22 protein-coding genes are annotated in these 25,978 nt (G+C 68.5%); 11 read left to right on the top strand and 11 right to left on the bottom strand.

The window, feature by feature from the left end; genetic code table 11:
* The first annotated feature begins 1 nt into the window (after position 1).
* A complete protein-coding gene (locus PKB_RS21355; RefSeq protein WP_043254309.1) occupies positions 2–1,213 on the top strand; it encodes an NADH:flavin oxidoreductase in 1,212 nt (403 codons plus the stop codon).
* Positions 1,214–1,509: 296 nt separating this feature from the next.
* On the opposite strand, the gene surE is transcribed toward PKB_RS21355, so the two are convergent.
* The 3 genes from surE to PKB_RS21340 all read right to left on the bottom strand — a co-directional run bounded on the left by surE (position 1,510) and on the right by PKB_RS21340 (position 5,583).
* Positions 1,510–2,493: a 5'/3'-nucleotidase SurE gene (gene surE / locus PKB_RS21350; protein WP_043254308.1), complete on the bottom strand. Its 984-nt coding sequence runs from the start codon at positions 2,491–2,493 to the stop codon at positions 1,510–1,512.
* Between the two features lie 65 nt (positions 2,494–2,558).
* Complete coding sequence (locus PKB_RS21345; RefSeq protein ID WP_043254306.1) at positions 2,559–3,935, bottom strand: DUF1329 domain-containing protein; 1,377 nt, start codon at positions 3,933–3,935, stop codon at positions 2,559–2,561.
* A gap of 22 nt (positions 3,936–3,957) precedes the next feature.
* Positions 3,958–5,583 (bottom strand): DUF1302 domain-containing protein, encoded by a 1,626-nt coding sequence (locus tag PKB_RS21340; RefSeq protein ID WP_043254304.1) that lies wholly within the window; start codon positions 5,581–5,583, stop codon positions 3,958–3,960.
* 242 nt (positions 5,584–5,825) lie between these two features.
* Here PKB_RS21340 and PKB_RS21335 point away from each other — a divergent pair, with 242 nt between their 5' ends.
* A complete protein-coding gene (locus tag PKB_RS21335; protein WP_084166683.1) occupies positions 5,826–7,583 on the top strand; it encodes an FAD-dependent oxidoreductase in 1,758 nt (585 codons plus the stop codon).
* Positions 7,576–8,454, top strand: a complete 879-nt coding sequence (locus PKB_RS21330; protein WP_043254302.1) for an SDR family NAD(P)-dependent oxidoreductase — start codon at positions 7,576–7,578, stop codon at positions 8,452–8,454. Before PKB_RS21335 ends, PKB_RS21330 begins: the two co-directional genes overlap by 8 nt.
* Before the next feature lie 695 nt (positions 8,455–9,149).
* Here PKB_RS21330 and PKB_RS21325 read toward each other — a convergent pair.
* From PKB_RS21325 to PKB_RS21315, 3 genes are all read right to left on the bottom strand, one after another.
* Positions 9,150–9,905 (bottom strand): SDR family NAD(P)-dependent oxidoreductase, encoded by a 756-nt coding sequence (locus PKB_RS21325; RefSeq protein ID WP_043254301.1) that lies wholly within the window; start codon positions 9,903–9,905, stop codon positions 9,150–9,152.
* A 25-nt stretch (positions 9,906–9,930) separates the two neighbouring features.
* The gene (locus PKB_RS21320; RefSeq protein WP_043254299.1) at positions 9,931–10,632 is read right to left on the bottom strand and encodes an EthD domain-containing protein; all 702 of its coding nucleotides are present in this window, start codon (positions 10,630–10,632) and stop codon (positions 9,931–9,933) included.
* 142 nt (positions 10,633–10,774) lie between these two features.
* Positions 10,775–11,428, bottom strand: a complete 654-nt coding sequence (locus tag PKB_RS21315; protein ID WP_043254296.1) for a peroxiredoxin — start codon at positions 11,426–11,428, stop codon at positions 10,775–10,777.
* 306 nt (positions 11,429–11,734) lie between these two features.
* Here PKB_RS21315 and PKB_RS21310 point away from each other — a divergent pair, with 306 nt between their 5' ends.
* Positions 11,735–12,025, top strand: coding sequence for a GYD domain-containing protein (locus tag PKB_RS21310; protein ID WP_043254294.1), 291 nt, complete (start codon positions 11,735–11,737; stop codon positions 12,023–12,025).
* A gap of 86 nt (positions 12,026–12,111) precedes the next feature.
* Here the strand turns inward: PKB_RS21310 and PKB_RS21305 are convergent, their stop codons facing one another.
* Together PKB_RS21305 and PKB_RS21300 are read right to left on the bottom strand one after the other, a co-directional pair.
* A complete protein-coding gene (locus PKB_RS21305; protein WP_043254292.1) occupies positions 12,112–13,242 on the bottom strand; it encodes an LLM class flavin-dependent oxidoreductase in 1,131 nt (376 codons plus the stop codon).
* Between the two features lie 241 nt (positions 13,243–13,483).
* Complete coding sequence (locus tag PKB_RS21300) at positions 13,484–14,668, bottom strand: acyl-CoA dehydrogenase family protein (protein WP_043254290.1); 1,185 nt, start codon at positions 14,666–14,668, stop codon at positions 13,484–13,486.
* A gap of 223 nt (positions 14,669–14,891) precedes the next feature.
* On the opposite strand from PKB_RS21300, the gene PKB_RS21295 reads away from it, so the two are divergent.
* The 4 genes from PKB_RS21295 to PKB_RS21280 are packed head-to-tail and all read left to right on the top strand — an operon-like array spanning position 14,892 to position 18,937.
* Positions 14,892–15,410, top strand: coding sequence for a flavin reductase family protein (locus tag PKB_RS21295; RefSeq protein ID WP_043254288.1), 519 nt, complete (start codon positions 14,892–14,894; stop codon positions 15,408–15,410).
* A gap of 4 nt (positions 15,411–15,414) precedes the next feature.
* Complete coding sequence (locus tag PKB_RS21290; RefSeq protein WP_043254285.1) at positions 15,415–17,076, top strand: FAD-binding protein; 1,662 nt, start codon at positions 15,415–15,417, stop codon at positions 17,074–17,076.
* A 12-nt stretch (positions 17,077–17,088) separates the two neighbouring features.
* Positions 17,089–17,844 carry a glucose 1-dehydrogenase gene (locus PKB_RS21285; RefSeq protein ID WP_043254283.1) on the top strand — a complete coding sequence of 252 codons (756 nt, stop codon included), beginning with the start codon at positions 17,089–17,091 and terminating at the stop codon, positions 17,842–17,844.
* Between the two features lie 13 nt (positions 17,845–17,857).
* Positions 17,858–18,937 (top strand): ferredoxin--NADP reductase, encoded by a 1,080-nt coding sequence (locus PKB_RS21280; RefSeq protein ID WP_052355350.1) that lies wholly within the window; start codon positions 17,858–17,860, stop codon positions 18,935–18,937.
* An 84-nt stretch (positions 18,938–19,021) separates the two neighbouring features.
* Here PKB_RS21280 and PKB_RS21275 read toward each other — a convergent pair whose 3' ends face one another.
* Both PKB_RS21275 and PKB_RS21270 read right to left on the bottom strand, forming a co-directional pair.
* Positions 19,022–20,293 (bottom strand): type II toxin-antitoxin system HipA family toxin, encoded by a 1,272-nt coding sequence (locus PKB_RS21275; RefSeq protein ID WP_043254281.1) that lies wholly within the window; start codon positions 20,291–20,293, stop codon positions 19,022–19,024.
* Positions 20,290–20,754, bottom strand: coding sequence for a helix-turn-helix domain-containing protein (locus PKB_RS21270; RefSeq protein ID WP_043254279.1), 465 nt, complete (start codon positions 20,752–20,754; stop codon positions 20,290–20,292). The genes PKB_RS21275 and PKB_RS21270 overlap by 4 nt, the downstream gene beginning before the upstream one ends.
* A gap of 251 nt (positions 20,755–21,005) precedes the next feature.
* On the opposite strand from PKB_RS21270, the gene PKB_RS21265 reads away from it, so the two are divergent.
* Entirely contained in the window at positions 21,006–21,749 is a 744-nt protein-coding gene (locus PKB_RS21265) for an SDR family NAD(P)-dependent oxidoreductase (RefSeq protein WP_043254277.1), read from the top strand.
* 63 nt (positions 21,750–21,812) lie between these two features.
* Entirely contained in the window at positions 21,813–23,390 is a 1,578-nt protein-coding gene (locus tag PKB_RS21260) for a FadD3 family acyl-CoA ligase (RefSeq protein WP_043254274.1), read from the top strand.
* Between the two features lie 134 nt (positions 23,391–23,524).
* Here PKB_RS21260 and PKB_RS21255 read toward each other — a convergent pair whose 3' ends face one another.
* Positions 23,525–24,670 carry a helix-turn-helix transcriptional regulator gene (locus tag PKB_RS21255; RefSeq protein WP_043254272.1) on the bottom strand — a complete coding sequence of 382 codons (1,146 nt, stop codon included), beginning with the start codon at positions 24,668–24,670 and terminating at the stop codon, positions 23,525–23,527.
* A 214-nt stretch (positions 24,671–24,884) separates the two neighbouring features.
* On the opposite strand from PKB_RS21255, the gene PKB_RS21250 reads away from it, so the two are divergent.
* A complete protein-coding gene (locus tag PKB_RS21250; protein ID WP_043254270.1) occupies positions 24,885–25,967 on the top strand; it encodes a 3-ketosteroid-9-alpha-monooxygenase, oxygenase component in 1,083 nt (360 codons plus the stop codon).
* The last annotated feature ends 11 nt before the right edge of the window (positions 25,968–25,978 follow it).

The following is a 25,978-nucleotide window of genomic DNA, read 5'->3' as shown; positions in this document are numbered from 1 at the left end:
GATGACCCCGAGTGCTGCCCTGGACAAGGTCTTCGGCCCCGCCCGCCTGGCCGGACTGCAACTGCGCAACCGGGTGATCAAGACCGCCACCTTCGAGGGCATGTGCCCCGGCGGCATGCCCGGCGCCGACCTGGCCGAGCACCACGCGCGCATGGCGCGCGGCGGCGTCGGCCTGACCACCGTGGCCTATTGCGGGGTGTCGCCGGACGGCCTGACCTTCGCCGACCAGATGTGGATGCACGAGGGCGTCTTCGCCCAGTTGCGCCACCTGACCGCGGCGGTGCATCGGGAGGGTGGCGCGGTGTCGGCGCAGCTCGCGCATTGCGGTTTCTTCAGCCGCACCAAGCCGCTGAATATCCCGCGTCCGCGTGGGCCAAGCGCCTGCATCAACCAGTACGGGCTGTTCTCCGGAGTGCCGTTCTCCGGCGCCATGGGCGCCGCCGATATCCGCAAGACCCTCGACGAATACCGTGCCGCCGCTGCCTTCGTGAAACGCGCGGGCTTCGACGCCATCGAGATCCACATGGGCCATGGCTACCTGCTCAGCCAGTTCATCTCGCCGGCCACCAATAGGCGCAGCGATGCCTATGGTGGCTTGCTGGAGAAGCGCATGCGCCTGCCCCTGGAAGTGCTCGCGGCGGTGCGCGAGGCGGTGGGTGACGACTTCCCGATCCTCGCCAAGCTCAATCTCAGCGACGGCTTCAAGGGCGGCCTGGAGATCGAAGAATCCTGCCGTGCCGCGCAACTGCTGGCGGCCGGCGGCCTGAACGCGCTGGTGATGAGCGGCGGCTTCACCAGCCGCGCGCCCATGTACCTGTTCCGTGGCGAAAGCCCGCTGGCGCAGATGATTCCGCTGGAGCGCAACCCGCTGCAGCGCACCGCCATGAAGTGGTTCGGCGGCAGCATGTTCGCCAGCATGCCGTACGAGGAGCTGTACTTCCTCGAGCAGGCCCGGCGCATGCGCCAGGCCACCGACATGCCGCTGGTGTACCTCGGTGGCGTGAGCAGCCGCGACAGCCTGGCGCAGGCCCTGCAGGAAGGCTTTGATTTCGTGGCGATGGGGCGTGCGCTTTTGCGCGATCCGGACCTGGTGCGCAACCTTCAGGCGCAGGGCGAGCACTACGAGAACGGCTGCACCCATTGCAACCAGTGCGTTGCCAGCATCGCCCGGCCGGGCGGTATTCGCTGTGCGTTGAATATCGCGGGGGCGTGACTGCCGGTGGTTGGCGCGGCGGTAGGAGCCCCTGTTTTTTGGGCTATTCCCCTTCGGGACAGCGCAAGCGCTGTTCGCGATGAAGGTGCGTCCCGCGTTCGCGGGGAAGACGGGACTGCGTAGGAGCGAGGGGAACGCCTAGTTCTTGCTCGCGAACCGCACGGCACGAATGCCGGACCTGTAGGGCGAATAACCCCGAAGGGGTTATCCGCCGTTTTTGTGCCGGGTGGCGGCGCATAACCGCGAACGCGGTTATGCGCCCTACCGGAGAATTGGCGCGGGGATTTTACGCGGCGTTACGGCTTCACGCCCTCCACCAACGCTTTCGCCCGTTGCTCTCCGGCGCCTGCGCCATTCAGATCCGTCCCCACCACGCTCAGCACCGCGTAGCCCTGGCTCAGTAGATAGGCGTCGCCGTGGCGCTGGCGCTCGTCCGGTGTTGCCGGCTGGGCCAGCTCGACCCTTGCCGAGCCTTCCTGCTCGCCACGCACGGCGAAGACGATGGGCGACCAGTCGCCCACCGGCGCGTAGACCAGGCCGCGTACTTCGGCGGGCTTGCGGGCCGGGTAGTTGAGGTTCAGGCCCTGGCCTGCCGGCAGGCCGAGCAGGTTGAGTTCGCAGGCGGATTTGTCCTTGCCTTTGGCGCAGCGCTCATGGGCCTGCTTGCCGGCAATCAGGGCGCGGTCCAGAACGCGCACCGCTAGTTTCGCGCTGTCGGCCTGTGCGGCGAGGGTGAGCTGGATGGCGGCCTTCTGATCGCGCTGCATCAGCGGCAGGTCGATGGCGGTGGACACGGCCAGCGCCGGCACGCCCCGGCGCATCGCCCAGAGCGCGGCGTTGAGCGTGCCGGACAGCTGGATCAGCGGGCCGGTGTTGTCGCCGAAGTTGCTGCCGGAGACCACCAGGTCCGGCGGGTTGTCCTTGAGCAGCAGGTCGAGGCCGACGTTCACTGCGTCCACCGGCGTGCCGATCGCCATGTTCTTTCCTGCAGCGAGCTTGTAGCCGGCGGGCGCGCCGACGCAGTACTGGCGGTCGGCCAGGCGGGTGACGGCCAGGGCCTGGCCGGGGGCGACCACGCTGGCCGCGCCTATGCCGCTGTTGTCGGTGTCCGGAGCGATGAGGGTGACCTGGTGGCCCGCGGCCGTGAGCGCCTGGTAGACGGCGGCGATGCCGGGCGCGCGGCAGCCGTCGTCGTTGGTCAGGAGGATGTTCAGGGCGCTGGCCTGGCTCGCCAGGCCCAGGCCGGCGAAAACGATGCCGGCGCGCAGCAGTGCTTGCATGGGGAAATTCCTTTGGCAAATGAAAAAGCCCGCGCGGTGTTCCCGCGGCGGGCTTCGGTAGGGCCTTACTGGCCGAGCTTGCGCATGTTGGCGGCGCTGAAGTAGTCGGCGTCGTACTGGGCGGTGTTCAACTGCGCCGGCTTCTCCTCGTTGCTCATGCGGTCGGCCAGGTAGGAGCCGGCGATGAGGTCATGGAAGAGCGCGATGCGCGCCTGGTTGAGCTGGATGTCGTAGGCGTACAGCGAGGTCTGCATGTTGGTGCGCCAGAGTTGGCCACGGTTGTCGTAGTTGTCGGCGAGGGCGGCGGACCAGCTGTCTTCGTCGATGTACAGGGTGCGCTTGCCATAGATGTGTCGAGCCCCCGGCTTGAGGGTCGCCTCGACGATCCAGACGCGGTGTTTCTCGTAGCGCATGTAGTCGGGGTTGACGTGGTTCGGCGTGAGGATCTGTGCGTACTTCAGGCTGGGATCGTCCAGCTTGTAGTTGTTGTACGGGATGAAGACCTCGCGCTTGCCGATCAGCTTCCAGTCGTAGCGGTCGGGGGCGCCGTTGAACAGGCGGTCCTCGTCGATGGTGCGGAAGCCGCCGGCGCCGATCGGGGTGTCATAGCCGACGGTAGGCGCGCGACGCACCCGGCGCGTGCCGGGCAGGTACTGCCAGCTCTGCCGCGGGCTGGCCACCGGGTCGAAGAACTCGTTGCCGCCGATGATCTCGCCCTTGGCGCGCACGGGCTTCAGGGTGGTGATCATGAAGTGGCTCATGACCCCGCCGTCGTAGCTCTGCAGCGAACCCTTCGGGTCGCACCAGGGCGCGAGGATCTGGTAGTGCACGGTCTGCAGCGCCTGGTTGCCGTTGGAGTAGATCACGGCCTGGTCGTAGATCGCTTCCTCGCTGTTGGGGCGGGCCTGCAGGGCATGGTTCCACATCAGCTCGTAGCCGTTCTTCGGGATCGGGAAGGGCGAGGCGCCGAATGCGTTGCGCACGGCGTTGCCGCCTTCCACCAGTTCGGCGTTGAGCGCGTTGGCCTTGATGTTGGCCTCGGCCTTCTCGCTCATGCGAAAGTCGCGGTGCGAGGGGTAGATCGGCATGCGGAAGGTGGTCGGGTAGCGCTTGAGCAGGGCGCGTTCGCCGTCGGTCAGGAACGAGTCGTACTGACCCATGTTCTGCGCGGTGATGACGAACAGCGGCTTCTCGTCGGCGTAGGGGTCGGGATAGGCGTTGCCTGGACCGGCGTACTTCACCTGCGGCGGCGCGCCGCGCCACTTGCCGCTCCAGGCAGGGATGCTGCCGTCGGCGTTGCCGGCCTTTTCGGCGCCCATGGGGGTGAGCTCCTGTCCAAGGCGCGCGGCTTCTTCCGGGCTGACCTTGGCCTGGGCTGCGCCGGCCAGGCAGGCCAGCCCGGCGCTCAGTAACAGGGGAAACAGATAGGGTTTGCGGTTCATGTGCGGGCTCCTTCGGGCGGGGTCAGAAGCTGTATTTCGCGCTGAGCGAAACGTTGTCGCGGTCCGCCAGCGCGGTTTCGCTCGGGGAGCCGAGGAACACGTTGTAGCGGGCTTCGATGGTGAAGTTGTTCAGGTAGCGCCAGGTGGTGCCGACGGCGAAGCGGTCGTCGCCTTCGCCCAGGCCGAAGCTGCCGGGCATGGACGAGCTGCCGTTGACCGCCTGGCTGTAGATCAGCGGAACCGACAGGTCCCAGCCGTTGAACACGTTGTTGTAGTCCAGCGTGGTCATGAGGGTGTAACCCCAGGCGGAACGGTCGAAGTAGAGCTTGTCGGTGTTCGCCGTCTGGATCTGCGCGAAGCCGCCGGCGCCGGTGGGCACGAAGACGTCGAAGCTCGGCGCCTTGTCGTTGTCCATCACGCGGTTGTAGCCGACCTCGCCGGTCAGGGTGGTGTTGTCGGCGATCGGCAGGTTGCCGAAGGAGTGGATGAAGGACACCAGCGCCTGGGCGGTCTTGGCGCGCACCGGCTGCGGGGTCAGGCCGGTATCGACCAGCACCGGCTGGCCGTCGCGGTAGCTCAGTTCGCCGCTGACGTTGGTGTCGCCGATCATGCTCGAGAAGCTGGCGCCGTACAGGTGGATGTCGTCGAAGTAGCGTGCGCGGTAGCCGCCCCGGTTCCAGTCGGTGAGGAAGTCGATCTGCGGGTTGTGTTCGTTGAAACGCAGGTAGTACAGGCCGAACTCGGTGTTGTTCAGCTGCTCGACGCTGTAGGTCAGCGCCACGCCGTACTGGCCGCTGTTGCCGGGGGTGTCGTCGCCCTCGCGGTGCTGCAGGCCGGTGGAGTCGTTGAAGCCGCCCTTGTCGATGAAGTCGGTGGTGGAGAAGTAGCTGCCCACCGGCGACAGCTCGGTGCGCTTCCACTGGTACTGGTAGTACAGCTGGATGCCCAGGGCATCGGTGAGGCTGTACTGGGTGAAGACCTGGCCGACCGGCAGGAACAGTTCCTTCACCTCGATACCGGGGGTGTTGGCCTTGGTGGCGTCCACCGGGCTCATCGCGCCGGAAATGCCGAAGCCGTTGAACAGGCTCTCGCCCCAGGCCACCACCTGGTTGCCAACCCGCGCGTTGAGCGGCTTGCCGTTCAACTGCCAGGTGCCGTAGACGTAGGTGTCGAGCAGGCGCAGGTCGTCGCCGAGCTGGTCCTTGGTTTCGTCGGAGAAATGGTCGGGCTCGGAGCAGCGGCCACCGACGAAGCAGTTGGAGGTGCCGGTGTCGTTGTCGTTGCTGCGGTGGTAGACGTCGTCGTAGAAGCCGGTGGCGCGGACGAACAGGCCGTAGTCGTCGCGGAACTTGAAGTCGGCCTCGGTGAGGAAACTGGCGCGGTTGTTGATCAGGCTGCCGCGGTCGAAGGCGTTGTCGCCGTCGTCGCCGTTGGCGATCGCCGGGTTGCTACCGCCGTTGGACAGCGCGTGGTCGCGCTTCTCGGTGCGCCAGGCCAGGCCGTAGGTGAGGGTGGTGTCCCAGTTGATCTTGAGATCGTCGCTCGGCTGGAACGACAACGCCTGGGACTGGCCAGCGAAGAGCAGGCCCAAGGCGGACAGCGGCAAGGCGAGGGTGATCCTCGGAACGGGGGTTTTTGTTCTTGTCATCTCATCCTCTGCGCGGGGCGGCAGGTCGCGCCCGCCCCGGAATCTTTGTTGGCGGGGGGTGTGGCGGCCTGACTATGTGGTCGCGGGCAAGCGCCAACATCGTCCAAAGGGACTACGCGCAAACCGGCGGCCCACGGGGCTTGCGCGCTAGTCCCTTCGGACGATGCCGGCCGCTCCGCACGCCGCGAACAATCGGTTCGGATGCGTGGGCGTGGCCTGCGCCGGGTGCTGGAGATGCGCACATGAACACAAGGGTGAGCGGCCCGCAGAGCCGCGAGTGGGACCACGAGTGCGACGTCCTGGTGGTGGGCAGCGGGGCCGGCGGCATGACCGCCGCGCTGCGTGCCCGCGACCTCGGCCTGGACGTATTGGTGGTGGAGAAGAGCGACCGTTACGGCGGCACCTCGGCGGTGTCCGGCGGCGGCATATGGATTCCCTGCAACCATCGCATCGCCGCGCTCGGCGGCAGCGACTCGCCCCAGGAGGCGATCCGCTACATCCGCACCGTGACCCAGGGCGTGGTGGACGACAGCCGCATCGAGGCCTACGTCGAGAACGGCCGACGCATGGTCGAATACCTCGAGCGCAACAGCCGGGTGCGCTTCGAGGCGCAGCCCGAATACGCCGACTACTACCCAGAGACGCCCGGCGGCAAGCCGGGCTATCGCTCCATGGACCCGATGCCGTTCGATGCCCGCCTGCTGGGCGAAGAGTTCGCCCGGATGCGCGCGCCTTCGCCGGGCACCCTGATGATGGGCCGCATCGGCATGACCATGAAGGAAGCCCGCGTGCTGCTCTGCCGTGGTCCCGGTTGGGTCGGCCTAACGATGCGCATCCTCTGGCGCTACTGGCGCGACCTGGGCGGCCGCCTGCGCTCGCCGCGCGACCGCTTCCTGACCCTGGGCAACGCCCTGGTCGGCGCGCTGCGCCTGTCGCTGCTCGACCGCAACGTGCCGCTGTGGCTGGAGGCACCCTTGCAGACGCTGGTCGAGGAGAACGGCCGGGTCGTCGGCGCCGAGCTGATCCACAAGGGCCGCGCCCTGCGCGTTCGCGCACGGCGCGGCGTGGTATTGGCCGCCGGCGGCTTCGAACGCAACCAGGAGATGCGCAGCCAGTACCATCGGCAGCCGTCGCAGGCGAAGTGGAGCGCGACGCCACCCTACAACAGCGGCGACGGCATTCGCGCCGGCCAGGCGCTGGGCGCGGCCACCGCGCTGATGGATCACAGCTGGTGGGCGCCGACCACCCACGTGGAGGGCGAGGAAAAGGCGCGCGCGCTCTTCGTCGAGCGCACCCTGCCGGGGTGCGTCCTGGTGGACTCCGCCGGGCAGCGCTTCGTCAACGAAGCCGCGCCCTACACCGACATCGTCTACGCCATGTACGGCCATGACAGCGAAACCGCGCGCAGCGTGCCCTGCTGGATGATCTTCGACGCCGAGTTCCGTCGCAAATACCCCTGCGGCGCGCTGCTGCCCGGCTACGCGCAACCCGACAGTCGCCTGCCGAAGAACCTGCGCAACTATTTCCAGAAAGCCGACAGCATCCAGGAACTGGCAGCGACCATCGGCGTCGACGGCGCCGGCCTGGCTCGCACGCTGGAGCGCTTCAACCGCTATGCCGCGCTGGGCCAGGACCCGGACTTCCACAAGGGCGAGTCGCTGTTCGACCGCTACTACGGCGACCCTACCGTGCAGCCCAACCCGTGCCTGGCGCCGCTGCTCAAGGCACCCTTCTACGCGGTGCGCATCGATGCCGGCGACATCGGCACCAAGGGCGGCCTGCTCACCAACCCGCACGCCCAGGTGCTGCGCGAGGACGGCAGTGCCATCGCCGGGCTCTACGCCATTGGCAACAGCTCGTCGTCAGTGATGGGCACCACCTACCCGGGCGCCGGTGCCACCATCGGCCCGGCAATGACCTTCGGCTTCCTCGCCGCCGAACATCTCCAGCAACACGCTGGCGTCGCACCCGCCCCGCACGAGGTTACCCAGAATGCCTGAACACGCTCCCCGTATCGCCCTGGTCCCCGGCGCCAGCCGTGGCGTCGGCAAGGGTATCGCCGAGGCCCTCGGCGCGGCCGGCATGACCGTCTACGTCAGTGGCCGCTCGCTGCAATCCGGTGGCGCGCAGCTGCGTGGCCAGGTCATGCACGGCAGCATCCATGAAACCGCCGCGGCGATAGACGCCGCCGGCGGCAAGGGCATCTCGGTGCAGTGCGACCATTCCGACGACGCCCAGGTGCGCGCGCTGTTCGCACGCATCGAGGCCGAGCAGGGGCGCCTCGACCTGCTGGTGAACAACGTCACCTTCATCCATGACCAGCTGATCGATCCCGGTCCCTTCTGGGAGAAGCCGCTGGACCTGGTGAACATCCTCGACGTCGGCCTGCGCTCGGCCTACGTCGCCAGCTACTACGCCGCGCCATTGCTGCTGCGCGCGCCGAATGCGCTGGTGGCGTTCGTGTCCTCGTTCGGCGCCGGCTGCTACATGCACGGCCCGGCCTATGGCGCGCAGAAGGCCGGCGTGGACAAGTTCGCGGCGGACATGGCGATCGACTTCGAGGACACCGCGGTGGCGGCGGTCTCGCTGTGGCTAGGCCCGCAACTGACCGAACGCACGGCCATCGCCGGCCAGGCCCGCGCCGAGCAGTACGAGGCTTTCCTGGCCATGGCCGAGACCCCGCAATTCAACGGCCGCATCCTCAAGGCGCTGCTGGAGGACCCGGAGCTGCCGAAGCTCTCCGGGCAGACCCTGGTCAGCGCGGAGCTGGCGCTGCGCTACGGCATCCAGGAAGCCGGCGGCCGCCAGCCGCCGTCCTGGCGCGAGCAACTGGGCGCGCCGCGGGTGCAGCATCCGGCGCGGGTGGTTTGAGCCTGGGCGGTGGCGCATAACCGCGAACGGTTATACGCCCTGCGGGGGGGGGGGATCGGCGTGGGGCTCTTCGCGGATGAATCCGCTGCTACACCGTCCCGTCTTCCCCGCGAACGCGGGGACCCAGCCAACCGTTCGAGGTTATGTGCCACCGCCTGGCACGAAATCGGCGGATAACCCCTTCGGGGTTATTCGCCCTACCAATGCGCAAGCGCGCTTCGTTCCTGCTCTTGGGATTTCCAGAGAAATATCCGCGCACACCGAGCCGCCCCTTACAGGAGGCCGAGCTAAGCCCACGCAGAGGAGGTTGCGCGACATGGATGTCGCAAAAGCCCCGATCAGTACAGGGACGTACTGTCGGGGCGGGCCTCCGGGTGCGTGGGGATGTGCGAGGGAAGTCCGGCTCCGCCGGACCCGTATGTCGGGGCAAGACCTTTGCCTACTTTGGGCCGGGGTGGCGTCCCACCGTTTGCCAAAGTGGGTCGCCCGAGGGGGCGAAACAAGAAACATCCGAACACGCCGAAGCGGCGCGCTACGCCACACAAGACGTTTCTGGATGACTCGCTCCGCTCGCCCTTCGGGCCGCGCTAAAGCGCGTTCAGCGCAAGCGCTGTCCCGCGTTCGCGGGGAAGACGAGGGAGGAGACCGGAGCGCGGGGCTGTTCGCGAGCAAGCTCGCTCCTGCGTTTTTTCGCATCAGCCCCAATAGGCCTGGCCGCCGTCCAGGGGCAGGGTGGCGCCGGTCAGGTAGCCGGCCTCGTCGCTGGCCAGCCAGGCCACGGCGCGGCCGATGTCGTTTTCGCAGTCGCCGACGCGGCGTAGCGGAATTCCCTGGACGAAGGCCCGCGCTTCCTCCGGGTTGGCCTGCATCCAGCCGGCCAGGCCAGGGGAGAGGGCATGGGGCGCGATGACGTTGACGCGGATGCCGTCGGGCCCCCATTCGCAGGCGGCGGCGCGGCTGAGCGAGCGGATCGCCTCCTTGGTCGCCGCGTAGGCGCCGTAGCCCGAGGCATCCCAGCGCACCGCTGTGGAGGACGCCAGGTTCACCACCACGCCGCCCCCCTTGAGGTGCGGGTGGCAGGCGCGCATCAGCCGCAGGGTCGCCAGCGGTCCGGAGTCCCAGCCTTGCTGGAAGGCGTCTTCGCTGACCTCGAGCAGGCGCCCGAGCGGGACGATGTGAGCGTTGTTGACCAGGATGTCGAGGCCGCCGAAGCCTTCCAGCACCTGGGCGACGCAACGCTCTATGTGCTCTGGGCGGGTCACGTCGCAGCCCACCGCCTGCGCCTCGCCGCCGCGCCGGCGGATCTCGGCGCAGGTGTGTTCCAGGGATTCCAGGGTGCGGCCGGCGACGGCCACGCGGGCGCCTTCGGCGGCGAGGGCGTAGGCGATGCCCTGGCCGACGCCCTGGCCGCCGCCGGTGACCAGGGCGGTCTTGCCTGCAAGTCTGTTCATGCTCGTGCTTCCTCCGGGGGGCGGATCACAGGGGGTACTGGCTGGTGGGCAGCACGTCGATGCGGTCGAAGTCGATGAAGCGCCGGCAGCTGTCCATCATCTCGGCCAGGTTGCGCTGGAACTTCGCCTCGTCGCCCGGAGCGTCGAAGAACGCTTGTGGATCGCTCATGGCGGCGGGCGGGAAGCACTCCTCGACGATCGCCGAGAGCGGCGCGGCGCCGTGGGTGAGGACCTGCACCACGAGGTTCTGCACGTAGAGGAAGTTGTCCTGGGTATCGATGGCCACGCGGGTGTGGTGGTTCTGCCAGACATCCAGCCAGGCCTCGTGGGTCAGGCGCGGCGGGCGGGTGAGGAAGGCCATCTGCGAGAAGCCGTGGGTGCGTTCGCCGGCCCGCGCGGGGAAGCGCGTGTTGGGGATCGGCACCGATTCGCAGACCAGGTACGCAGCCATGCGTGCGCAGAACGCGGCCACGGCCTCGTCGATGGCCTGGCGGAACAGGCGGTTGGCGCTGTGCAGCCAGAACGACAGGGTGGCGTCGGGCAGCGGCCGGTTGTTCTCCTGGCGCAGGCCGGCTGCCGGCGCCACGGCGGCGTCGGCGAGGTTTAGCTGCAGTTGCTGCGCGCCGAGCGGGTTCAGTTGCGCAGCCAGCTCCGTGCGCAACCGGTGGAAGAAGTCCTCGGCGCTGCTGCGGTTGTCGCGCCAAAGTAGATAAATGACCTTCTGCATGGCAAAGCTCCTCGTTCTCGGCATGACCCGTTTGGGTGAAGAGGTGCAACCATGCAGGGGGCGCCGGCGGGTGCCATCGTCTGTGTGGACTAGCCGGGAGCGGGGGCGCCTTCCTCCCCGCGCGGGGAGGAAGGGCGGGGCGTCACTTGGGCTGGGCGACTACGCGCAGGTACGGCTTGAGGGTCTTGAAGCCCTGCGGGTACTTCTTCTGCGCGTCTTCGTTGGACACCGAGGTGGGGATGATCACGTCGTCGCCCGGCTTCCAGTTCACCGGCGTTGCCACCGTGTGCTTGGCGTTGAGCTGGATGGCGTCGAGCAGGCGCAGGATCTCGTCGAAGTTGCGCCCGGCGCTCATCGGGTAGGTCAGCGTGGCCTTGATCTTCTTGTCCGGGCCGATCAGGAACACCGAGCGCACGGTCGCGTTGTCCACCGCCGTGCGCGGGCCGCTGCTGGCGTTGGGGTGGATCATGTCGTAGAGCTTGGCCACCACCAGGTTCTCGTCACCGATCAGCGGGAAGTTCACCGCGTGGCCCTGGGTCTCGGCGATGTCGCCGACCCATTTGTTGTGGTCGCTGACCGGGTCCACGCTCAGGCCCACCACCTTGGTGTTGCGCTTGTCGAATTCCGGTTTCAGGCGGGCCACGTAGCCCAGCTCGGTGGTGCACACCGGGGTGAAGTCCTTCGGGTGGGAGAACAGGATCGCCCAGCTGTCGCCGATCCATTCGTGGAAGTGCAGGGGGCCTTCGGTGCTGTCTACGGTGAAGTCGGGTGCTTCATCGCCAATTCGCAGGGACATATCTGTTCTCCGTGAGGTTGCCAGGGGGCGCCCGGGTCGCCGGGCCATTGGAAAGGGGCTGCGTGGGCGTGAAGTATAGGTGCGCGTTGGCGGGCTGCCGGGGCGGCAGCGGATCAGCGGTCGTGCAGGGCTTGCGGGGGCTGCTAAGCCTGTTCTGAGGAGGTCGTCGGATTCGTGATGGTCGACGCGGCTCGCGGTGTTTCGGGGCGCCGCGCGCATGCATGTCGGGAAGGGCGGCGGTCTTCTTCCGGTGCAGTGGCTTCCGCCCCATCGACCGTCGCCTCTCGATACGACAGGAGCTGAATCATGGCTACCTTCATTTCCCTGGTGAGCTTCACCGACCAGGGCATCCGCAACGTCAAGGACTCACCCGACCGCTTCGTCGCCTTCAAGGCAATGGCCGAGCAGCTGGGCATCTCGGTCAAGGCCGCCTATTGGACGACGGGCAGCTACGACATGGTGCTGATCGTGGAAGGCGCGGAGGACGTGGGCACCGCGCTGCTGCTCAAGGTGGCATCGCTCGGCAACATCCGCACGCAAACCCTGCGCGGCTTCTCGGAACAGGAGTTCCGTGGGTTCATCGCCGCCATGCGCTGAGGTCCAGCGCAAAAGGGGCGGCCCGAAACCGGCGCCGCCCCGTGGAAGCCTTGCCCGACCCGTCACGAGCGGGTCGGGACGCCGGCTCAGGCCTTCTGCTTGTTGCGGAAGTACGGAATGACCTTCTCGCCGATGTTCTTCAGCGTTTCCAGCTGCGCCCACTGCGGAACCGTGCCCATCTGGCAGATGAACAGGATCTCGTCGGCGCCGGCGTCGATCAGGCGCTGCACGTAGCCGATGCAGTCGTTCACGGTGCCGTAGGCGTGGTTGGGGTTCATCATCGCCATGGTCGGGTCGGAGAAGTCCACGGTGACTTCCTCGGAGGCGAAGCGCGAGCGGATCACCGCCTGGCCGTTGCCGTCGACGAAGGTGTCGTCCTGCCACTTGGCCGGGTCCGGGCGCTCGCCGCCGGCGTACCAGTAGGCCAGGGATTCCATGAAGTAGCGCTGGCCGCGGATGCCGATGGCGCGGGCCTGCTCGTTGTCATCGAGGACGATGGCCGGGCACAGCGCGGCGATGTGGCGGTTGGGGCGGAAACCGACCTGCTTGCTCTCGTCGCGGTTGTCCCAGGCCTCGTGGTACACGGCGACCTTCTTGGCGATCTCTTCCGGGCCGCCGAAGCCCAGCACCAGCGCACCCATGCCGCGGCCGCCGGCGTTCTTCAGCGATTCGGTGTTGGTGCAGGCCAGGTACATCGGCGGGTGCGGGTCCTGGTAGGGCTTGGGATGGATCGGCCGCTTGGGGATCTTCACGAAGTCGCCGTTATGCTCGATCTCGTCCTGCACGAACATCTTCGGGATCAGGTACATGGCTTCGTCGATCTGCGGCTGCAGGGTCGCCAGGTCGTAGCCGAAGGTGCCGGCTTCCTGCTGGGTGCCGCCCTTGCCGACGCCGAAGTGCACGCGGCCCTTGGACAGCAGGTCGAGGGTGGCGATGCGCTCGGCAACCTTCACCGGGTGGTTCATCGCCGGCGGCAGGCAGACCACGCCGTGGCCGATGCCGATGCGCTCGGTCTTGCCGGCGACGAAGGCCAGCATGGTCTCCGGGGCGGACATGTGCGAGTAGTTGGTCAGCGCGGTGTGCTCGACGCACCAGAAGGTGTCGAAGCCCAGCTTGTCGGCCAGCACGGCCTGTTCGACGGTTTCGTCGAAGACGCGGCGGTCGCCTTCGCGGCTGCTGTCCAGCGTCTGCGCTTCATAGATCAGAGAGAATTTCATGGGGTTCATCCCTTGTCAGGTATGGCGGGCCGACGGGCTCTGCCTCGTGGGCCATGTTCCGTGTTCGCCGGCGTCGCGGAATCGACCGAACGGACTACGCCGAAACGCCGGGGGAAATCGGAGAGCCGTAGGATGGGGGGAGCCTGCGAACCCCATGCGGTGGGCGTCGACCTCCGCGCGGGGGCTTCATGCAGCATGGGGTTCGCTCCGCTCAACCCATCCTACGAATCCGGGTGATTCGTCAGAGGAAGAAGTCGGTCGAGTCCATCCCCATGCTCACGCCACCCAGGTTCCAGGCGTATTTCGCCGGGCTGTTGGCGACGTGCGCGCGGCCGGTGTGGATATCGCGGAAGGCGCGGTTGATCGGGTGCTCGCGGAAGATGGTCGAGGCGCCGCTGTTGAACATCAGCGCGCCAATGGCGCGGGCGCACTTGTCGCCGACCACCGCCGAGTCGTAACGCATCTTCACCCGCTCGGGGATGCTCAGCGGTTGCTCGTCGCGGGCGCGCTGCACCATCAGCTCGAAGTTGCGCAGCAGCAGCGTGCGGCATTCGTCGACGCAGAGCATCGCGTCGGCCAGCGCCTGCTGGGCACCCGGGTCCTGGCCCATCTTGCGGCCGTCGTTGACGCCGACGCGGGCGCGGTTGTGCTCGATGAATGCATCGACGGCGCCCTGCAGCGCGCCAATGGCCGAGGACGACACCGCGCGGACGAAGATCTGCCCGAACGGCAGGCGGAACAGCGGGGCGGTGTTCACCGCGTTGCCCGGGCTGTTCTGCATGAAGCCGTCGATGGAGCGGTGGGTGCGGTACTCGGGGACGAAGGCGTCTTCCACCAGCACATCGTGGGAGCCGGTGGCTTCCAGGCCCATCACGTTCCAGTTGTCGAGGATCTGGTAGTCGCTGCGCGGCACCAGGAAGGTCCGGTAGTCCGGCGCGCCGCCCGGCTCGCTCGGCGGCACCATGGCGCCGAGGAAGGCCCACTCGCAGTGCTTGCTGCCGCTGGAGAAGCCCCAGCGCCCGGACAGGCGGAAGCCGCCCTCGACGCGGGTGACCTTGCCCACCGGCATATAGGAAGAGGAGATCAGCACGCTGGAGTCCTTGCCCCAGACGTCCTGCGCGGCGCGGTCGTCGAACAGCGCCAGCTGCCAGTTGTGGATGGCTACGACGCCGAGCACCCAGGCCGAGGACATGCAGCCTTCGGCGAGGGTCATCTGCACCTCGAAGAAGTCCTTGGGCTCCAGTTCGTAGCCTTCCCAGCGCGCCGGCTGGAGGATGCGGAAGAAGCCGGCGTCGTGGAAATCGCGAATGGTCTCTTCCGGCAGCCGGCCCGCGCGCGCAGCCTCGGCGGCGCGTTCGCGCAGCACCGGCACCAGTTCGCGGGCGCGCTGGCGCAGGCGCTGACGGATCAGGTCTTGGTCGAGCATCTTGTTGTTCTCCTGTGATAGCCCCGCAGGGCTGCGCTCGGGGCCGTGTCGGTCCCTTCGCGAGGCATTGGAGCAATGCCGGCACGGGGCGGCATCCTTCAAACGGACCATATCCCCGCGCGCCGCGGACGCCGGGCCGACTAGTCCCCTCGGACGATGTTGCGCAGGCGGGCCCGCCAGAGAATCCATCGCACAACAACGAACCCCAGCGAGGTCCCGTGCGATGAGCCAAGACAATCTGAAAGCCGACATGCTCCAGGCCATGCGCCGGCTGGCCAAGTCGGTGACCATCATCACCACCAGCGACGGCAAGGAACGCTTCGCCATGTCCGCCACCGCGGTCGATTCGCTGTCCACCGAGCCGCCGTCGCTGCTGATCTGCGTGAACAAGACCGCCTCCCTGCACCGCGTGCTGGAGGCCGGCGCCGACTTCTGCGTGAACATCCTCGGCCAGGAGCAGGAGCACCTGTCGCACCTGTGCAGCGGCCCGGTGAAAGGCGAGGGCCGCTTCGCCAGCGGCGACTGGCGCACCGCCGAAGGCGGCGTGCCCTACCTGGGCGATGCCCAGGCCAGCCTGATCTGCGAGCAGGACGGCCGCTTCGCCTACGGCACCCACACCATCTTCATCGGGCGCATCCGCGAGATCCGCCATACCCCGAGCATCACGCCGCTGATCTACGTGAACGGCACCTACACCACCGCCGTCGCCGCCCAGGCGCCGAGCATGGCGGCGGCGGGCTGACGCCATGGCCGCCACGCAACCGCTGCAGCCTCTGCGCCTGGGCGTCGGGGAAACACCGAACTGGGATGCCGAGACCGACCTGCTGGTGGTCGGCTTCGGCGGCGCCGGCGCCTGCGCCGCCCTCGAGGCGCGCGAGCGCGGGCTGGCAGTCGTGGCCCTGGACCGCTTCGCCGGCGGCGGCGCCACGGCGCGCAGCGGCGGCGTGGTCTATGCCGGCGGCGGCACGCCCTACCAGGCGCAGGCCGGCTATGCCGACGACCCGGAGACGATGTTCACCTATCTGCGCGAAGAGGTCGGCGACGCGGTGAAGCCCGAGACCCTGCGCGATTTCTGCCTGCGCAGCGTCGAGCAGCTGGCCTGGCTGGAACGCCAGGGCGCGCGCTTCGAAGCCAGCGTGCCGCCGCACAAGACCTCCTACCCCAGCGACCGCTACTACCTGTACTACTCCGGCAACGAGTCGGTGCCGGCCTACGCCAGCCTGGCCAAGCCGGCGCCGCGCGGGCATCGCACCAAGGGGCGCGGCATGTCCGGCGCCGCGCTTTTCGCCGCGTTGCGCAGCAGCGCAAAAGCCAAGGGCGTGCTGCTCTACAGCCAGTGCGAGGTCCGCCGCCTGGTGCTCGACAGCGAAGGCGCCGTGGTCGGCGTCGAAGCCTGGCGCCTGCCACCGGGCAGCGCTGCCGCGCGCCGACACGCACGCCTGGCACGCTGGGCCACGGCCATCCATCCCTATGCACCGCCGCTGGCCGAGCGCATGAGCGCGAACCTGCGGCGCATCGAAGAGGAGCATGCGCGGCCGCTGCTGCTGCGCGCTCGCAAGGGCGTGCTGCTCAGCGCCGGCGGCTTCGTCTTCAACCGCGAGATGCTCGGCGAGCACGCGCCGCGCTACCTGCCGGCGCTGCCGCTGGGCACGCCGGGCTGCGATGGCAGCGGCATCCGCCTGGGCGCCGGCGTCGGCGCGGTGCCGGCGCGCATGGACAAGGTCAGCGCCTGGCGCTTCATCAACCCGCCGCTGGCCTGGGCCCGCGGGGTCGTCGTCAACGCCGCCGGCGAGCGCTACTGCAACGAAGAGGTGTACGGCGCCAAGCTCGGCCACGCGATGGTCGAGGAGAACGGCGGCCGCGCCATCCTGATCCTCGACCGCACCCTGTTGCGCGAGTCGCTGCGCCAGGTCGGGCCGGGCAAGGTGTGGTCGTTCCAGCGCCTGCCGGTGCTGCTCAACCTGCTGTTCAACCGCCGCCGCGGCGACAGCGTGGAAGCCCTTGCCGAGGCCATCGGCGTCCCCGCCGGCAACCTGCGCCGCACCCTGGAGGAATACAGCCGGGCGGCGCGCGGCGAGCACACCGACGCCTTCGGCAAGTCGCCTGCGATGCTCGCCGACCTCGACGATGGCCCCTGGTACGCCCTCGACCTGTCGGTGGACAGCCAGCTCTATCCGTGCCCGGCGATCACCCTCGGCGGCCTGCGCGTGTGCGAGCGCAGCGGCCGCGTGCTGGACGACTCCGGTGAGCCGATACCGGGGCTGTACAGCGCCGGACGCAACGCCGTGGGCGTCGCTTCCAACCTCTACGTATCCGGTCTGTCGATCGCCGACTGCGTGTATTCCGGCCGCCGCGCCGCCGCCCATGTGGCGACGCAGGCTCATGCCGCCACTCCCGAAACCGCCTGAAGGAAAACAAGCATGAACCGTATGCAAGGCAAGGTCTGTATCGTCACCGGCGCCGCCAGCGGCATCGGCCGCGAGGACGCCAAACTGCTGGCCGCCGAGGGCGCCCGCGTGGTGCTCACCGACCTCAACGAAGAGGCCGGACGCGCCGCCGCAGCGGAAATCGGCGACAACGCCCTGTTCATCCGCCACGACATCGCCAGCGAAGACGACTGGAAGCAGGTGATCAAGCTCACCCTGGAGCGTTTCGGCCGCCTCGACGTGCTGGTCAACAACGCCGCCATCCTGGCCATGGCCAACATCGAGGACACCAGCCTGGAGCTGTGGCGCAAGGTGCAGACCATCAACGGCGACGGCTACTTCCTCGGCTGCAAGCACGCCATCGCGGCGATGAAGGACAGCGGCGGCGGCTCCATCGTCAACATGTCCTCGGTGGCCGCGCTCGGCGGCATGGCGGAGTTCTGCGCCTACTCGGCGTCCAAGGGCGCGGTGGCCGCGCTGACCCGCTCCATCGCCATCCACTGCAAGAACCACGGCTATCGCATCCGCTGCAACAGCGTGCACCCGGACGGCGTGAACACCCCCATGACCCAGGCCCTGGCCGGCGGCCAGGCGATTCCCCAGGACGTGCTCGATGCCGATCCGAAGAACCGCATGTGCGCCCCGCGCGATATCGCCAACGTGGTGCTGTTCCTGGCCTCGGACGAGTCGCGCTTCATCAACGGCGCCGAGATCCGCGTGGACAACGCGCAGCTGATCGGCGGCGTCTGAGCGAGGAATGGACATGGGCAGTGCGCAGACCCTGATCCCGATGCCGCCGGTCGAGGCGGGCGGCGCCTTCCGCCTGCGGGTCGCCGAGGTGATCGAGGAAACCGCCGACGCCCGCTCGCTGGTGCTGGAGGTCCCGGCGGAACTCGCCGGGCGCTTCCAGTACCGCGCCGGCCAGTTCCTCGGCTTCCGCGTGACGGTCGATGGCAAGCGCCTGACGCGCTGCTACTCGATGTCCAGCACCCCCGGCCTCGACGCGCGCCCACGGGTCACCATCAAGCGGGTGGCCGGCGGGCGGGTGTCGAACTGGATGAATGACCGGGTGCGTCCCGGCGACGAACTGGAGGTCCTGCCACCGGCGGGGCACTTCCACCTCGGTGATGCCAAGCGCGACCTGCTGCTGTTCGGCGGCGGATCGGGGATCACCCCGGTGTTCTCCATCCTCCGCGCGGCGCTGGCCGATGGCGATTGCCACATCCGCCTGGTGTACGCCAACCGCGACGCCGACTCGGTGATCTTCCGCGAAGCCCTGCGCGAGCTGGTGCGCGAACACGGCCAGCGCCTGCAGGTGATCCACGTGCTGGACAGCCTGCAGGGCTTCCTCAGCGCCGCCGAAGTGCGCCACCTGCTGCGTGGCTGGGAAGAGGCCGAATGCTTCATCTGCGGTCCGGGTCCGTTCATGGACACGGTGGAGAACACGCTGCTGGACGTCGGCGTCGAACCCGCGCGCATCCACGTCGAACGCTTCGTCTCGCCGGCCGACCCGGACGAACTCGCGGCCGCCGACGAACAGGCGCGCAGTGCGGCTGCGGAAGTCACGGTGGAAAGCCTGCGGGTCCACCTGGACGGCGCCGAGCACGAAGTGCCCTGCAGCGCCGGAGACACGTTGCTGGAAAGCTTCCGCAAGGCGGGGCTGGCTGCGCCGGCCTCCTGCGAGGAAGGCTTCTGCGGCGCCTGCATGTGCAAGGTGGAGCAGGGTGAAGTGCTGTTGCCACGCAACGACGTGCTCAGCCCCGCCGAACTGGCCGAAGGCTGGACCCTGGCCTGCCAGGGCCGCCCCGGCAGCCGCGAGGTGCGGGTGCGTTTCCCCGACTGAAGAGACGGATTGAAAGAGTTGCTCTCGAGTGTGGGGCTTGTGCCGCCCCCTTTTGGTACCCGGCTTCGGCCGGGTTTTTTTGTCTCAGCGCCCGGCCAGGCGGAAGGCCGGTGCCATGGCTTGCTGTTCGCGCGTCGACACGCCCAGGTGATCGGCCAGGATGCGCCACTGGCCGACTACCTGGCGGAAGGCGTCGATGCGTTCGTCCGCTTCCGCGAGCGACACGCGGAAGTAGCCGGCCACCGAGCGTGCGAGGTCGAGGTCGAGTTGGTTGTCGGCTTCGCTGACGTTCAGTTTGAGGCCCTGGGCGAATGGCACGGGGTTCATGTCGTAGGCCGGCGACAGACGCCAGCCACGGCCCGGCTGCAACAGGAAACCGTGATTGCGCAGGTGATCGTCGCAGTTGCTCACGAGCATGTTGAACAGGATGCGTGACCACAGCTCGCGCAGGTCGGCATTGGGCTCGGCACCCTGTTCGATCAGTACCCGCGCCAACTCCAGGTAGCTGGCACCGCTTTGCGCGTCGTCGCCGTCGATGTGCCCGGTCAGTGTCATGGCCGAGGCGAAATGCAATCGCCCTCCGCCCGCTGTGCGGTCGAAGCGCTTGACCATGAAGCAGTGGCGCGGGCTGGCATAGCGAGCGGCACGCCCCTCGGCCACGCGCAGGTCGCAATTGAGCGCCAGGGTGTTCACCAGCAGCTCCCAGGCACCGACGTCGAAGTCGTCGTACAGGCTGGGGAACTTGGCGATCCACAGGTGGCCTTCGGCATCCACGACGCTCGCCTTGGGCCGCGCACCGCCCAGCGAGCCGCCGGGGGCGATGAGCAGGCGCAGCCAGGCATCCGCGTCCGGGGCGTCGTTCTCGACGTCGCGCTCCAGGGCCAGGCTGGCCGCTTCCAGTTCGCGCAGGCGCACCATGGGCGGCGCGGCCCGGTCGTGTCGGTCGTCGAGGAACGGACCGCGGTCGCCTGCCCGAAACCGCAGCGCGCCGACGCGGTACTGGTCGTGTACGCCGAGCAGGTAATCCGATTCATACAGGCGGGTGTTGGCCGGCACCTTGCCGGCCCGCTTGTCCCGTTCGAGACGGCGTTGCATGAGCATGCGGCCCCAGCGGTCGGGGCTGGCGTCGGCGAACACGCCGAAACCCTGGCCGGCGAGCGGATACTGCGGGCCCGCGAAGAGTCCCAGGCGCGGGTCCAACGACAGGGCGCCGAGCTGCGGGTCGAGCAGTGCCTCGCCGTCGTATTCGAAGGCCAGCAGTTCACCGCCGGCGCTGCGGCGGGCGTGGAGATGACCCAGGCGCCTGGGCGCGCCCAGGCCCTGCCAATCGGCATAGACAGCAATAGGCGCGTTCATCGGGAGGGCTTCGCGGGTTTGCGCAGCAGGGCCGAGAGCTCGCTGGCGCTGATGGTCCGGGGCGCTTCAGCCTCGGCTGGGGCGGTCGGCGCAGTGGGCGGGGCCGGAGCGCGGGCTTTTTTCGCGGCCGGCGTCGCGACTGCATAGCGCGCCCTTGTCTGTCGGACGGCGGGCGTACCCAGCGCAGCATCCTGCAGTTGGCGCCCGACTTCGTCCTGCTGGGCCAGCAGCTCCAGGTCGCGCTCCAGGCCGAGTACCTGCATCACCGCCAGGTAAGCGCCGATGGTCACACCGGAGCTGCCGCGTTCCAGGGCGCGCAGGGTCATCTGTGACATGCCGGCGCGTTCGGCCACCTGCTTGGCCTGCAGCTTGCGGCGCAGGCGCGCCAGGCGCAGGCGTTCGCCCAGGCGCTCCAGCAACTGGCTCGTGGCGGGGAGCAGGGGCGCGGTCTTTCTAGCCATGATGCAAGTATTCCGTTCTTAACGACCTGATGAGGAAAGAATAATTTCATTCACTGGGTTTGCAAGGTAAGTCGTAATGTAATTATTACAGCATTAGTAGATTTATAGTGCAGGAATAATTGCATCGTTCTGTGGGACCTTTCCGCGGACTGCCTGCTCTTCAGCTAGTCCCAACGGACGATCTCCCCCCGCCAGGCCCTCGCTAGACTCCGGCGCAGGGCAAACCGACAACAACAAACAGAGGTGGGCGAATGAATCGACTGCAGGGCAAGGTCGCGGCGATCACGGGCGCGGCATCGGGTATCGGGCTGGCCTGCGCCCGCTTGTTCGCGGCCGAAGGTGCCGAGGTGGTGGGGATGGATGTCGGCGCCGCGCCGGCGGAGTTCCCCGGCCTGTTCATGACGCTGGATGTGCGCGACGAGAACAACGTGCAGCAGGTGATGGGCGAGGTGGTCTCGCGCCATGGCCGGCTCGACGTGCTGGTCAACGCCGCGGGGGTCGCCAGTTACGGCAGCGTCACCGAGACCTCGACCGGCGAGTGGCAGCGCGTGCTGGACATCAACCTCACCGGCAGCATGCTCACCAGCAAGCATGCCGTGCCGCAGATGGTCGCCCAGCGCGGCGGCGCGATCATCAACTTCGGCTCGATCTTCGGCCTGGAAGGGTGCTACGGCAACGTCGCCTACAACGTCGCCAAGGGCGCCATCAACCAGCTGACCCGCTCCATGGCCATCGACTACGGCCACGCCAACGTGCGGGTCAACGGGCTCTGCCCGGGGCTGATCGAGACGCCCATGTCGCAGATGGTCCGCGACAACGAGGAGTTCCATGCCTTCTTCGTCGCGCAGCACATGCTGTGCCGCGCCGGGCAGCCGGAGGAGGTCGCCAAGGTCGCGCTCTTCCTCGCCTCGGACGATGCCTCCTTCGTCAGCGGGCAGATGATCGCCGTGGATGGCGGGTTCTCCGCCGGCCGCCGCTTCGCCCCGCCGACCTGAGTCCGCCGCACCCGGGCCGGCGCCGCGCCGGCCCTGTCGTTCCCGTTCGCGAGTCTTCCTGCCATGACCTGCCCGCTTTCCGCCCCGACCATCCCTCACCTGCTGGCCGCCGCGGCGGCGAGCTTCGCCGACCTGCCGGCCATCGAGGAAGGCGCCCAGCGCCTGAGCTATCGCCAGCTCGACGCCGCACGCCGCCAGGCCGCGCGCGCCCTGCTGGCGCTGGGCCTGGAGCAGGGCGAGCGGGTCGCGCTCTGGGCGCCGAATGCCTGGGAGTGGATAGTCGCGGCCACCGCGCTGCAGAGCGTGGGCGCCGTGCTGGTGCCGCTGAACACCCGCATGAAGGGCGCCGAGGCGGGCCTGGTGCTGCGCGAGAGCGGCGCCAGCCTGCTGTTCGTGATCGGTGAATTCCTCGGCACCGATTACCCGGCGCTGCTCGACCACGAGGACCTGCCGGACCTGCGCCAGCGCATCATCCTGCGCGGCGAGCGCGACGGCTGCCTGGGCTGGGAAACCTTCCTGACCCTGGCCGAGGGCGTGCCCGAGTCGGAGCTGGCCGAGCGCGAGTCGGCGCTGAGCGAAGACGACCTCTGCGACCTGCTGTTCACCTCCGGCACCACCGGCAAGCCCAAGGGCGTGATGACCGCCCACGGGCAGAACCTGCGCCTGGTGCGCGACTGGAGCGAAATGGTCGGCCTGCGCGAGGGCGACCGCTACCTGATCGTCAACCCGTTCTTCCACAGCTTCGGCTACAAGGCCGGCTGGCTGGCGGCGCTGATGCGCGGCTGCTGCATCCTGCCGCAGCAGGTGTTCGACGTGCCGGTGCTGCTCGAACGCATCGCCCGCGAGCGGGTGACCGTGCTGCCCGGTCCGCCCACGCTCTACCAATCGCTGCTCGCCCATCCGCAGCGCGACGCCCATGACCTGAGCTCGCTGCGCGTGGCCGTCACGGGCGCCGCCGCGGTGCCGGTGGAGATGGTCCGGCGGATGCGCAGCGAGCTGGGCTTCCAGACCATAGTCACCGCCTACGGCCTCACCGAGACCTGCGGCTTCGTCACCATCTGCCGTCCCGGCGACGACGCGGAAACCGTCGCCACCACCAGCGGCCGCGCCTTCCCCGGCATCGAGGTGCGTTGCGCGGACGAGCAGGGGAGGGCCGTGCCGGCCGGGCAACCGGGCGAAGTGCAGGTGCGCGGCTACAACCTGATGCGCGGCTACTTCAACAACCCCGAGGCGACTGCCGAGGCCATCGACGCCGAGGGCTGGCTGCACACCGGGGATGTCGGCGTACTCGACGAGCGCGGCTACCTGCGCATCACCGACCGCCTCAAGGACATGTTCATCAACGGCGGCTTCAACGTGTACCCGGCGGAGATCGAGCAGGCCATCCTCGGCTACCCGGGCGTGGCCCAGGCGGCGGTGATCGGCATCCCCGACGAGCGCCTGGGCGAGGTGGCCATGGCCTTCCTGCTGCCGGCGCCGGGGCAGCGCATCGACCTCGACGCCTTCCTCGCCTGGTGCCGCGAGCGCATGGCCAACTACAAGGCGCCGCGTCGGGCCATGCTGCTCGACGCGCTGCCGCTGAACGCCGCCGGCAAGGTGACCAAGGATGCCCTACGCAAAATGGCCCAAAGCCCCGCATAAGGACAGAGCACGAGCGTAGGGCGAATAACCTTCCAGGTTATCCGCCGCCTGACCGTGGCCGCCGGCCCGCTCGGGGTTCGACTCGACACCGCCGGCAGGCTGACTCTGGGGGCGCCTCGCCCCCGACCCGCCCGTCACTCGCCAGGCTTCTCCGCACAAAGGAAGGCCACGCTGCTGTGCAGGACGCAGGCCAGCTCGCTCTGCCGGTTGACCCCGGCCTTGCCGAAGATCGAGCGCAGGTGCGCCTTGGCCGTGTTGCGGCTGATGTTCAGGCGCAGGCTCGCATCCTCCAGTGACAGGCCGTTGGCCAGTTGCGCCGCCAGCGCCGCTTCGGCCGGGGTGAAGCCGAACAGCTGGCGCAGCGACTGCTGCGGCACGCTGGCGGTCTGCTCCGGATCGCGCAGGAAGACCGCTACCTGGGCCTGCTTGCCTTCGGCCGGATTGCGGCCGGGCAGGCTCTGCACCACCACGCCCAGCGCGGCGCGGCCGGAAGGGCGGGCCAGGGTGATTGCCTCGGCGACCTGCGGGCCGCCGCCCTGGCGTTCCCGGCTGGCCTGCGCGATCAGCCGCTGCAGGGCCAGGTCGTCGCGCCGTACGCTGGCCTGCAGGCAACCGTCGAGCAGGAACAGGCCATCCCCGGCGGCCAGCAGTTCGCAGGCCGCCTGGTTGCTTTCGAGGACCTGCTGGCGGCTGTCCAGGATCAGGGTGCCGATGCGCATGCGTTCGACCGCCGAGGCGTACAGGCGGCGTTCCACTTCGCTGCGTTCCAGCCGGCCGTGCAGGCGCAGTGCCCGCTTGAAGTGCGGCAGCAGCCGCGCGCAGAAAGCCTTGTCGGCGGCGTCGAAGGCCGGCGCGCCATGCGGCCGGCAGATGCGCAGGCGGCAATCGCCGCCGGCATCGGCGAGGTCGGCGCCGAGGATATGGAAGATGTCGAGCGGCGCGTTGAACTGCTGGTAGAAGGCCGACTCGCGCCAGCCTGCCTCGCCGAGGATCTCCGCCACCGTGTGCACCTCGTCCACCGGCAGGGCGATGAAGGGATCGAGGGCGTAGTAGGTGCTTTCGTAGGCGTCCAGGGCGCCGCTCGAGATCGCGCCGGCGTTGACCATGAAGCCCGGATCGCCCGGTTTTGCCGGGCGCAGGATCAGGGTCGCGTAGCTGGCCCGCAGCGCGCTGCGCAGGGATTCCAGGCTCTGCTGCCAGGGGACGGCCTCGGCGGCGCCCTCGTAGATCCGGTCGATCAGCCGGCTCAGGTCGTCCGGGGAGATGTCGGTGCCGTGCATGTTGCTCCTCCGCCGCGCGGGCGTCGCCGTGGGCTGTTTTTTCGCCCAAGGCTGGCGCGCCTCGCCAGCGCCGGCATCGTTCGAATGGAGGATGCGTGCATCCTCGCCGGGAACCGAAGCTGTTCTCACCCGTGTGGGCTAGTCCCCGGCGGGGATGTTGGCGGTTGGACCATGGCCAATAGTTCGGCTCGACATCCACCCCCTGGAGAACAGCATGCAATCGCCGATCATCGCCACGAACGCGACCTACCCGCAGCGCTTCGCCCGCGGCTGGCACTGCCTGGGGCTTGCCGCCGACTATGCCGACGGCAAGCCGCACCGCCTGGACATCTTCGGCACCCGCCTGGTCGCCTACCGCGGCGAGGATGGAGCCATTCGCATCCTCGACGGCTACTGCCCGCACATGGGCGCCGACCTCAGCGGCGGCCACGTGCAAGGCAACGACGTGGTCTGCCCGTTCCACCACTGGCAGTGGGGCGCCGACGGCAAGTGCACGTCCATTCCCTATTGCCAGCGCATTCCGCCGCGCGCCCGGGTCAAGGCCTGGCCGACCCTGGAAGAGAACCGCCTGCTGTTCGTCTGGCATGACGCCGAGGGCGGCGCGCCGGATCCGGAAGTGCGGATCCCGCGCATCGAGGCCTGCTTCTCGCCGGAGTGGACCGAGTGGCGCATGCGCAAGATGGTAATCAACACCAACTGCCGCGAGCTGGTGGACAACCTCGCCGACTTCGCGCACTTCGGCCCGGTGCACGGCTCGCCGGCCAGCTACTTCTGCAACACCTTCGACGGCCACATCGGCTACCAGATGTTCCAGGGCGAGGAGAGCGAGCTGCTGGGCAACGGCCTGCGCGCCGACAGCGCCTACTTCGGCCCGGCCTACCACGTCACCCGGATGAGCGCGCAAACCGCCGAGGGCAACATCGACACCCTGCTGCTCAACTGCCACGTACCCATCGACCAGAACAGCTTCGAGCTGCGCTATGCGGTCAAGGTACGCAAGCAGCCCGGGCTGAGCGACGAGCAGAACGAGGCCATCGCCGAGGCCTATGCCAACCAGGCGCACAAGTCGTTCTTCCAGGACGTCGAGATCTGGCACGGCAAGTGCCGCGTCGAGAAGCCGCTGCTGTGCGAAGGCGACGGCCCGGTGTACCAGCTGCGCGAGTGGTACGAGCAGTTCTACACCGACGTCGCCAAGCTGCCGGCGCCGACCCTCAAGGTCTTCGAGCGCCGCGACGGCGGTTGGCGCCAGCTCGACGAAGTACCCGAGCAGGCCCGCAGTCAGCTGCACCTGATCTGAGCCGGGGAGGC

The organism is Pseudomonas knackmussii B13, from assembly GCF_000689415.1.
Classification (GTDB): Bacteria; Pseudomonadota; Gammaproteobacteria; order Pseudomonadales; family Pseudomonadaceae; genus Pseudomonas; species Pseudomonas knackmussii.
Note: the sequence above shows the minus strand (reverse complement) of the source record. Positions and strands in the feature narration are given on the sequence as shown.

Bases quoted from the DNA above. Each gene is read 5' to 3' on its own strand.
- PKB_RS21285 (WP_043254283.1), top strand. From the start codon at position 17,089: ATGAACCGTATGCAAGGCAAGGTCTGTATCGTCACCGGCGCCGCCAGC.
- PKB_RS21260 (WP_043254274.1), top strand. From the start codon at position 21,813: ATGACCTGCCCGCTTTCCGCCCCGACCATCCCTCACCTGCTGGCCGCC.
- PKB_RS21270 (WP_043254279.1), bottom strand. From the start codon at position 20,754: ATGGCTAGAAAGACCGCGCCCCTGCTCCCCGCCACGAGCCAGTTGCTG.
- PKB_RS21315 (WP_043254296.1), bottom strand. From the start codon at position 11,428: ATGTCCCTGCGAATTGGCGATGAAGCACCCGACTTCACCGTAGACAGC.
- PKB_RS21250 (WP_043254270.1), top strand. From the start codon at position 24,885: ATGCAATCGCCGATCATCGCCACGAACGCGACCTACCCGCAGCGCTTC.
- PKB_RS21300 (WP_043254290.1), bottom strand. From the start codon at position 14,668: ATGCTCGACCAAGACCTGATCCGTCAGCGCCTGCGCCAGCGCGCCCGC.
- PKB_RS21310 (WP_043254294.1), top strand. From the start codon at position 11,735: ATGGCTACCTTCATTTCCCTGGTGAGCTTCACCGACCAGGGCATCCGC.
- PKB_RS21295 (WP_043254288.1), top strand. From the start codon at position 14,892: ATGAGCCAAGACAATCTGAAAGCCGACATGCTCCAGGCCATGCGCCGG.
- PKB_RS21330 (WP_043254302.1), top strand. From the start codon at position 7,576: ATGCCTGAACACGCTCCCCGTATCGCCCTGGTCCCCGGCGCCAGCCGT.
- PKB_RS21305 (WP_043254292.1), bottom strand. From the start codon at position 13,242: ATGAAATTCTCTCTGATCTATGAAGCGCAGACGCTGGACAGCAGCCGC.
- PKB_RS21320 (WP_043254299.1), bottom strand. From the start codon at position 10,632: ATGCAGAAGGTCATTTATCTACTTTGGCGCGACAACCGCAGCAGCGCC.
- PKB_RS21340 (WP_043254304.1), bottom strand. From the start codon at position 5,583: ATGACAAGAACAAAAACCCCCGTTCCGAGGATCACCCTCGCCTTGCCG.
- PKB_RS21275 (WP_043254281.1), bottom strand. From the start codon at position 20,293: ATGAACGCGCCTATTGCTGTCTATGCCGATTGGCAGGGCCTGGGCGCG.
- PKB_RS21355 (WP_043254309.1), top strand. From the start codon at position 2: ATGACCCCGAGTGCTGCCCTGGACAAGGTCTTCGGCCCCGCCCGCCTG.
- PKB_RS21335 (WP_084166683.1), top strand. From the start codon at position 5,826: ATGAACACAAGGGTGAGCGGCCCGCAGAGCCGCGAGTGGGACCACGAG.
- PKB_RS21290 (WP_043254285.1), top strand. From the start codon at position 15,415: ATGGCCGCCACGCAACCGCTGCAGCCTCTGCGCCTGGGCGTCGGGGAA.
- PKB_RS21265 (WP_043254277.1), top strand. From the start codon at position 21,006: ATGAATCGACTGCAGGGCAAGGTCGCGGCGATCACGGGCGCGGCATCG.
- PKB_RS21255 (WP_043254272.1), bottom strand. From the start codon at position 24,670: ATGCACGGCACCGACATCTCCCCGGACGACCTGAGCCGGCTGATCGAC.
- surE (WP_043254308.1), bottom strand. From the start codon at position 2,493: ATGCAAGCACTGCTGCGCGCCGGCATCGTTTTCGCCGGCCTGGGCCTG.
- PKB_RS21325 (WP_043254301.1), bottom strand. From the start codon at position 9,905: ATGAACAGACTTGCAGGCAAGACCGCCCTGGTCACCGGCGGCGGCCAG.
- PKB_RS21280 (WP_052355350.1), top strand. From the start codon at position 17,858: ATGGGCAGTGCGCAGACCCTGATCCCGATGCCGCCGGTCGAGGCGGGC.
- PKB_RS21345 (WP_043254306.1), bottom strand. From the start codon at position 3,935: ATGAACCGCAAACCCTATCTGTTTCCCCTGTTACTGAGCGCCGGGCTG.